Below are 7,783 nucleotides of genomic sequence, written 5' to 3' on the forward strand. Positions count from 1 at the left end.
TCCGGAAGAAGCCGGACGCGGAGGACGGTTTCCCCCTCGAACTCCCCTGCGCCCTTTGGCTGGATCTTGAGGACGCGGCAGCACCACGACGAAGGCGCCGCGGCCGAAGTGAAGCCGCTGTAGCCGGGAGCCGACCCCAAGGGCGCCGTGCGGGCGGGAGGCGCCGGGGGTGACGCGTACCACGATCTGATGCGATGGCCGTATTCAACAGGGCCTGCCTGGCTGGTTGTTGATGCATCGGGGGGTGAGGTGCTGTTAAGGTACCGGCCCTCCGGTCTGTATTGACTCAGGTAAAATTAAGTTCAAACCTCGGTAAAAGTCACGTCATGGAGGCGCGAGTTGACCAGGCAGGAACGTGCGCTCCGCACGCGAAGAATGATCCTTGAGGCCGCCGCCGAGATGTTCAACGAGCTCGGATACGACGCCACCACCATCAGCGGCCTCATCGATCGGATCCAACTCACCCGTGGTGGGCTCTACTTCCACTTCACCTCGAAAGAGGAGTTGGCGCGTGGCGTGCTCGAAGAGGCGATCTCGCTGGACGGCTTCGTACCGCAGGCGTTCAAGCTGCAGGAATGGGCGGACCTGGCGCTGCTGCTCGCCCATCGGCTGCCTCGGGAGCCGGTGCTGAGCGCCGGGATCCGGCTGTCCGTCGACATCAAGGCCCGGGAAATGTTCGGCACGCGCTGGCCCGACTGGACCGAGATGGGCAATGAGATACTCACCGAGGCCAAGGACCGGGGCGAGTTGCTGCCCCATGTCGACCCGTGCGAGACGGCACGGCTGTTCGTCGGCGCGTGGACCGGCGTGCACCTGCTCACGGAGGTGCTGCCCGACGGTGACCTCTCCAAGGAGGTGTCGGGGCTCCTCGCGCTGGTCCTGCCCAATGTGGCCTGTGCCGGCGTCCTGGCGAAACTCGACACATCACCGTACCGAGCCGAACGTCTCCTCGTCGCCGCCGGCGTCCCGCAGCCCTCGTGACCGTACCGACGTATACGGTCACGCGCCTCGCCCCGAACCGTGTGGTGCCACTCGTCCGGCCCGGCGGAGTGCGGTTGCGGCGTCTCCCCTGGTCGCCCGACCTTCCCGGTCGCCCGAGTTCCCCCGCCGTTGTCCGGGGCCGCCGGATCGTCTCCTTTCTGGAATTCCTGTTCTCTATTGCCGCTCCCTCCTCTCGCGCTACCCACCCGGGGCATTTGGCGCGTCCTGTTTCCATACGAACTGTTAACGTCCCCGTAAGGTGGGCCCCTCGGCCGGTCCCAAGTGACTCATCGTCATAAAGGTGCGTCTCCCCAGGTCACAGCGGGGATCTTTGGGTGCCACGGGTGCCGGGGCCTGTAAGGGCGCTGGAGCCAGCCTGTATAAATAAAGCGGATGCCAGGCCTCTTTTGGGGGAGGGGGCGAGCTCACAGGTCCGCAGCAGGGCGGGTCGTTCCGCTGTCGGACCGGCGTAGCACGGGGGAATTATGGACCTGACTGCACGACTGTCCGACGGCACGCGAGTGGCGGTTCCCGAGCCGCCTGCCCTGGACCCCGAGCTCTGTGCCCGGCTGTTCGGCGCCTTGCGACGCGCCAGCCAGCGCAGCAAGGCCGAGCAGTACGTACACAGCCTCCTGGCGCTGCCGGGGCGAAAGACGCTGCGCAACATCGCGACACAGTTCGACGGGGCGGCGGCTCAGCAGAGCGTCCATCACTTCATCAGCACATCGCCGTGGGAGTGGATGCCCATACGGCACGCTCTCGCCCGGCAGGTCCAGCGGACGCTGGCTCCCGAAGCCTGGGTCATCAAGCCCACCGCGATCCCCAAGGTCGGGTCGCACTCGATCGGTGTCGACCAGCAGTACCTGCCGCGCCTCGGGCAGACGTTCAACGGCCAGCACGCCCTGGGGGCCTGGCTGGCCTCCGACCGCAGTGCCGTGCCCGTCGACTGGCGGCTGCAGCTGACCGGTCGCTGGCTGGAGGACGATCCACTGCGGCGGCGTGCCGGCATCCCCGACGACGAGACGGCCGGAACCCTGGAAGCGGGCATACGCAACTCGGTCGCCCAGGTCGTGCTGCCCGGCGGCATGCCCGCCGCGCCCGTCGTGGTGGACGTCGACGGCATCGATGCCGTGGCCCTGGCGCGACATCTGTCCGCCATGGGTCTCGCGTATCTGGTGCGTCTCGATCCGCAAGCCCAACTGCGCTTAGACCGGGCGAAGTTACCGAAATTCAGTGACCGTGCGCGGACCGCGGGCGAGCTGGTCGCCTCGATGACCCGCTTCCGTCACCGTGTGAACCCGGGCGGCGACCTCACGACGGCCGTCGCGATCCCCGTGGTCGCGTCGCCGGGCGCGTGGGCCGGGGGGATGCTGTTGGTGGGGGAGTGGAGTGATGTGGCGGCGGACATGCGCCTGTGGCTCACGACCGCTGACCCGCCGCCGCTGTCGACGCTGTTGCGGCTGGCTCGGCTCTCCTCGGTGGTGGCTCGCGATTTCGGTGACATCTCGGAAGGGGTCGGTATGACGGACTTCGTGGGGCGATCGTTTCCGGGATGGCACCGTCACATCACGCTCTCCTCCGTCGCCCACCTCGTCGCCGTGCAGGTGCGGGGCGCCGCGAACCGGGTGTCCCCGAGGGCTGCTGGGTGAGCTGGGCCACAACTACCAACCTACTGTCCGGTAACATGACACTCTCGCCTCCGGACGTGATGGTCGGAGGGCGTCCGCTCCTTAGTGTCTGGAACCGACACAGCCAGTATCGCGGGCGCGCGGGCGCCGGAACGGGAGCGTGGGTAGTGCAGTTCAACCTTATCGGACCTTTCGGGATCGTCACCGACGGTGGCCGGGCATACGCTCCCAAGGCTCCCAAGATCTGCCAGATACTCGCGGTGCTCGCGCTCCAGCCCGGCGAGGCCGTCGCTGCCGACACCCTGGTCAGGGAGCTGTGGGGCGACAACGCTCCCGGCAACGCGATCAGAACCCTGCAGACGCATGTCTACCACGCGCGACAAATGCTTGAGGACGCTCAAGTCGATTGCCCAGTACGCGAGTTACTCATGACCCAGGCGCCCGGTTACCGTCTCGATATCGCCGCTGACGAGGTCGATGTGCATATCTTCGAACGGTTGGTGCGAGGGGCCCAGTGGGAGCTGGGTGAGGGCTCCCCGGAGCGGGCGGGAGATTATCTCGACCGAGCCCAGAAGCTGTGGCGCGGCCCCATGCTGAGCAACATACCCGTGGGTTCCCGGCTCACCGGGCGTATCGCGCATCTGGAGGAACTCCACATCCGTTTCCTGGAGTTGCGTGTGGAGACCGAGAACCGCCTCGGTCGTTACCGGGAGTTCCTGCCCGAGCTGCGGGCCCTGGTACACGACTACCCGCTGCACGAGTGGTTCCACGGCCGGCTCATCTCGGCGCTGCATCGTGCCGGACGCCGGGGCGAGGCCCTGGAGGCCTACCAGAACCTCTATCGCATCCTCAAGCGTGAGCTCGGCCTCGAACCGTCCACGGACGTGCAGCGACTGCAGGCCGAGATACTCCACGCGGCCACCCAGGACGCGGTCCAGCTGTGCCCCCGCAGGGCCACCGCGCTGCAATCAGCCGCCACTACGCTGTGGGAACCCGCCGTCGCCAGCTGACGAGATGGGGCGCGAACGCCCCGGGCGGCCCGGATGCCGATGGGTGCTGTCGCATGTCTGAGCCGGCTCGTCGAATGGCGCGGTGGTTGTCATGTCCTGACTAACGGGCCACTGTCCGCGGCTGCGCGGCTGCGCGGCTGCGGGGCTTCGGAAGCGGTGGAGCAGGGCCAAGGCCCGCGCCTTGGGCCACGGGCTGCCGGTACGGTGATCGCCTGCCGCGTGGAAGGTCCATGCGTCCGGCCGGCCCGCGCGAGGGATGCCGGTGGCGAGCGATGGGACCGTGATGAGTGAACTGACGAAGCCCGGAGTCGAGGTTCCGGAGGGTGAAGCGCCCACCGAGCTGACGATCCGGGACCTCGTGGTGGGAGATGGACCCGAGGCACGGCCGGGCCGGGTCGTCCGGGTTCACTACGTAGGGGTCACGTTCGCCTCCGGAAGGGAGTTCGACTCCTCCTGGGAAGAGGACCGGCCGTTCAAGTTCGCCGTGGGCGGTGGCAGGGTCATCAAGGGCTGGGACCGGGGGGTCAGGGGGATGAAGGCGGGCGGCCGTCGCGAGATCATCGTTCCCCCGCGTCTCGGCTACGGCAAGCAGTCGCCCTCCGCGTTGATCCCGGCGGGCTCGACGCTGATCTTCGTCGTGGACCTGCTCACTGTCGTGGGCGGGCCCACCGGGGCCGGGTCCCGCCCGGCCGGCTCGGCCTGAGGGCGGTCTTCCCGAGGTGCCTCGTCCCGGTTCGCGACCGCCGGTGGGCTGGTGGCGCGGACCGGGCGTAGGCCCTGGGGCCCTTGTACGCCCGGCGGCCGGCGGCCGATCCTTGCACTCCCGCGCTCCGACGGGTCGCGGAGGCCGGGCTATCGGGAACGTGAACGGAGTCGCACATGAGCGGGATGAAGAGCCTTCTGCGCCGCACTGCGGTGGGGGCGAGCGCACTGCTCACCGCGGTGGGCATCACCATGACGGGTGCGTCCCCGGCCGCGGCGGCGGACTCCTTCTACGAGCTGCCCTACCCGGCGGGGGAGGCCTACACGGTGACCCAGGGGCCGGAGGGAACGTACTCCCACACCGGTCCCTACAACGAGTACGCCTGGGACTTCGGGCTCCCCGCCGACTACGAGGTGTCCGCCGCGCAGGCGGGAACCATCGTCTTCTCGAACTGGTCGCCGTACTGGCAGAACGGCATCGAGGTGATCATCCGGCACTCGAACGGCCAGTGCACCCACTACGCGCACCTGAACCGGTCGTTCCACGAACCGGGCGACTGGGTTCCGCAGGGCCGGATCGTCGGCTGGTCGGGCAGTACGGGCGCCTCCACGGCCCCGCACCTGCACTTCCAGGTCATCGACTGCGACAGCCGCGTGGGCCTGCCCGCCACCCTCCAGGGCTGGACGCCCTACACGGGGACGCGCCCTGTCAGCGTGAACCACTACGCCTGACCGGGCCGTACCCGCAGGGGCGCTCCCGGCACCACCCGCATGCCCAGTCCCCGCACCCGGTAGATGCACCTGTCGTCACCCCACAGCGACGCGTCCGCCACCGCGTAGGGACCCCGCGCGTCCGTGCCGCTCTCCACGATGTCCATGTCCACCCGGATCAGCCGGTTGGCCGGGGTGATCTGGCCGCGGTACGTCCAGGTCGCCTCACGGCCCGGCAGCACCGGTTCGAACCCGGGGGCGACGAGCCCGTCGGCCGCGCCCTGCTCCAGCAGGTGGTACTGGAGCAGTTGGCACATGGCCTCGATCCCCAGTGAGCCCGGCTGCACGGGGTCCTGGAAGAAGTGGGCCCGGAAGAACCAGGCGTCCGGGCGGACGTCCTTCTCCGACCGCAACCGGCCGAGCCCCTTGCTCCCGCCGTCGGGCCAGTGGCCCGTGATCCGGTCCAGCATCAGCAACATCGCGCCCGGCAGGCGCGGTTCACCGGCGCAGTACCGGGCGGGACGGGAGGTCAGATCGACCACACGATCGCAGGGCTCGTCGAGGCGGGCCCGGTCGCCGGCCGAAGTCACCAGACCCTGCTGATCGTCGAAGGCCGACCGGGGAAAGTAGCCGAATACCGTGGAGAGTTCGAAGAGGGGTGCACCGTCGGCCGTGCACGTCACCCGGAACGACTCGATGATCAGGTCCCCGCTGCGCGAGACGCGGGTCAGTTCGGCCCTGGTACGGACGGTACGCGTCGCCGGCGTGACCTCGCCGGTGACCGTTCCCGACCCGTCGAGATTGCGGAACAGCAGGTCCGCCTCGCTGGTCGTCGCGCTGCCGACGTACGAGGCCAGCCACCCGCAGGGCTGCAGCGCCGTCTCCATGAGGACGGCGAACGGCATGAGGCGGCCGCCGTTCTGCTCGAAATACCACGCCCGGTCGGGCACGTCGTACTCGGCGACGACGACGCTGCCCTCCCGCATCCCGCCCTGCGGACCGTCCACCGACACGATCCGGCTCATGAAGTGATAGGGCGGGCCGGGAAGCCGCGCCACCCTGCGGGTGCCGTCGAAGGGCTCGTACATGGCGCCGAACGCCTCACTCGGCCTGCCCCAGGCACACGCCAGCAGCGAGGCCTGGTCAAAGGGGAACCCGTCGGCCGCCACCGCCACCGGCTTCTCCTCCCGATGCCCGGCCAGCCCGCCGAGACGGGGCAGCGGCACCGGGACCCCGTCGGTCCGGACGGTGGGTGGTCCCGCGTGCCGCCAGTGTGACAGCGGCCAGTCGGGGACCAGCCGGAGGGCCATGTCGGTGCCCAGGAACGCCTTCCGCCCGTCCACCGAGCCGAGGACGTCGGCGTGGAGCGTCGGCACCGGCCCGGCCGAGACGCCCCGCACGAACACCTCGTAGACGACCCTCCGGTTCTCCGGGGTCGCCTGGCCCCGGCACACGGCCCTGGAGGGGTGCTCGTCGACCGTCTCGAAGCGCCAGCCGTCCCGGTCGACGGTGAAGCCCAGGGCCGTCAGGTAGAACGCCATCGCCTGGAGACCGCCCTGCAGCATCAGGGTGCCCGGCATGCAGGGGTCGTTCTTGAAATGGCCGGTGAAGAACCAGTCGTCCGGGGACAGGGCGGTCTCGGCCCGCAGATACCCTCGCCCCCACGGCCCTCCGGCCGGGTCGAACGCGGTGACCTCGTCCAGCAGGCCCAGCCGCTCCTCGTCGAGCACGGGCGAACGCACGTGCGCCGCGGTCGCCTCCCAGCCGGGCCCGAAACAGTCCGCGGGCCGTCCCCGCGTCAGGGCCCGCACCCGGTCGGCGTCGAAGGAGCTCCGCCGGCAGGGCACGGCCGGCGGGTCGAGCGGCAGGTCGTTCCCGGGTACGCGGCCGGCGGGATCCCACCGCACACCACCACTGCCGGCGAGCTCCGCGGGGGTGAAGAACCCCGCCTGCCCCTCGCGGACACTGAGCCGCAGCTCGCCGTCCACGTAGCAGTCGTAATGGAAGAAGGCCAGCCGGACCCCGTCCGCCTCCGCGTGACCGTCGAGATGGATCTCGAAGCGCAGAGTGTCGCCGGGACGCGGCGGGCCGCCGTGGAACGTCACCTCACAGCCGAGCAGCCGGTACGCGCGCTCGCCCCGGTTCAGCAGGTCGACGCCCACCCAGCTGAGCAGGAGCAGGTCGGCCTGGCCTGCCTCGATCAGCACGCCGGCCGGCATACGCCCCGTCGCATCCAGGTACCAGCTGTCGGGCAGAACGTCCGTCTCCGTCCAGATCCTCCCGTCCGTGCGGACCGGGCCCGGCAGGACGAGCGCGGCGGGCACCGCGTCGATGCCGGTGACCCGGTCGGCGAGCAGCATGGGCGGCCCCGGCATCCGGGTCTGTACCGCGTAGCCGTCCTGCTCGGCGAAGAGCGGACCGAACAGCGTGGAGATCTCGCGGGAGGCGAGGTGCTCCAGTTGGGCCCGGTCGAACGCAGGCCCGGGCCGCTGAGCCCGCCCCGGCTTCGGCTCCGGAGCCCGTGCGGGTGCCGGAGCCGTGGAGGGCCCGGGCAGGGGAAGCGGTCGTACGGGTACGGGTACGGGCTGCCCGGGTCCTGCCGCGCCCGCCGAGGTCAGCGCCCCGACGGCGAGCGCGGACACGCGCAGGAACCGCTGGTGGGATTCGGCGAGCGCGGCCATGACCTCCTGGTGCAGCGCGGCGACCCGCAGACTCTGCCGGGCGACCACGCCCCCGACCCCTGCCGCCCCC

At 70.0% G+C, this 7,783-nt stretch carries 5 protein-coding genes and 1 pseudogene; 5 read left to right on the top strand and 1 reads right to left on the bottom strand.

Annotated features, from left to right (window positions below; translation table 11 throughout):
• Positions 1-339 precede the first annotated feature (339 nt).
• The 5 genes from HET64_RS13840 to HET64_RS13860 all read left to right on the top strand — a co-directional run bounded on the left by HET64_RS13840 (position 340) and on the right by HET64_RS13860 (position 5,053).
• Positions 340-981, top strand: a complete 642-nt coding sequence (locus HET64_RS13840; protein ID WP_003970700.1) for a ScbR family autoregulator-binding transcription factor — start codon at positions 340-342, stop codon at positions 979-981.
• Positions 982-1,466: 485 nt separating this feature from the next.
• A complete protein-coding gene (locus tag HET64_RS13845; protein WP_215105316.1) occupies positions 1,467-2,630 on the top strand; it encodes a transposase in 1,164 nt (387 codons plus the stop codon).
• Positions 2,631-2,776: 146 nt separating this feature from the next.
• Positions 2,777-3,619 (top strand): AfsR/SARP family transcriptional regulator, encoded by an 843-nt coding sequence (locus HET64_RS13850; protein ID WP_215105318.1) that lies wholly within the window; start codon positions 2,777-2,779, stop codon positions 3,617-3,619.
• Between the two features lie 283 nt (positions 3,620-3,902).
• The gene (locus HET64_RS13855; RefSeq protein ID WP_215105326.1) at positions 3,903-4,322 is read left to right on the top strand and encodes an FKBP-type peptidyl-prolyl cis-trans isomerase; all 420 of its coding nucleotides are present in this window, start codon (positions 3,903-3,905) and stop codon (positions 4,320-4,322) included.
• 176 nt (positions 4,323-4,498) lie between these two features.
• A complete protein-coding gene (locus tag HET64_RS13860; RefSeq protein ID WP_285801867.1) occupies positions 4,499-5,053 on the top strand; it encodes a M23 family metallopeptidase in 555 nt (184 codons plus the stop codon).
• On the opposite strand, the pseudogene HET64_RS13865 reads toward HET64_RS13860, so the two are convergent.
• Positions 5,044-7,783, bottom strand: a pseudogene (locus HET64_RS13865) (beta keto-acyl synthase); the annotation flags it as partial. The gene HET64_RS13860 and the pseudogene HET64_RS13865 overlap by 10 nt on opposite strands.

This window comes from Streptomyces sp. McG3 (assembly GCF_018619185.1).
In the GTDB taxonomy this organism is placed as follows: Bacteria; Actinomycetota; Actinomycetes; order Streptomycetales; family Streptomycetaceae; genus Streptomyces.

Bases quoted from the DNA above. Each gene is read 5' to 3' on its own strand.
- HET64_RS13860 (WP_285801867.1), top strand. From the start codon at position 4,499: ATGAGCGGGATGAAGAGCCTTCTGCGCCGCACTGCGGTGGGGGCGAGC.
- HET64_RS13845 (WP_215105316.1), top strand. From the start codon at position 1,467: ATGGACCTGACTGCACGACTGTCCGACGGCACGCGAGTGGCGGTTCCC.
- HET64_RS13855 (WP_215105326.1), top strand. From the start codon at position 3,903: ATGAGTGAACTGACGAAGCCCGGAGTCGAGGTTCCGGAGGGTGAAGCG.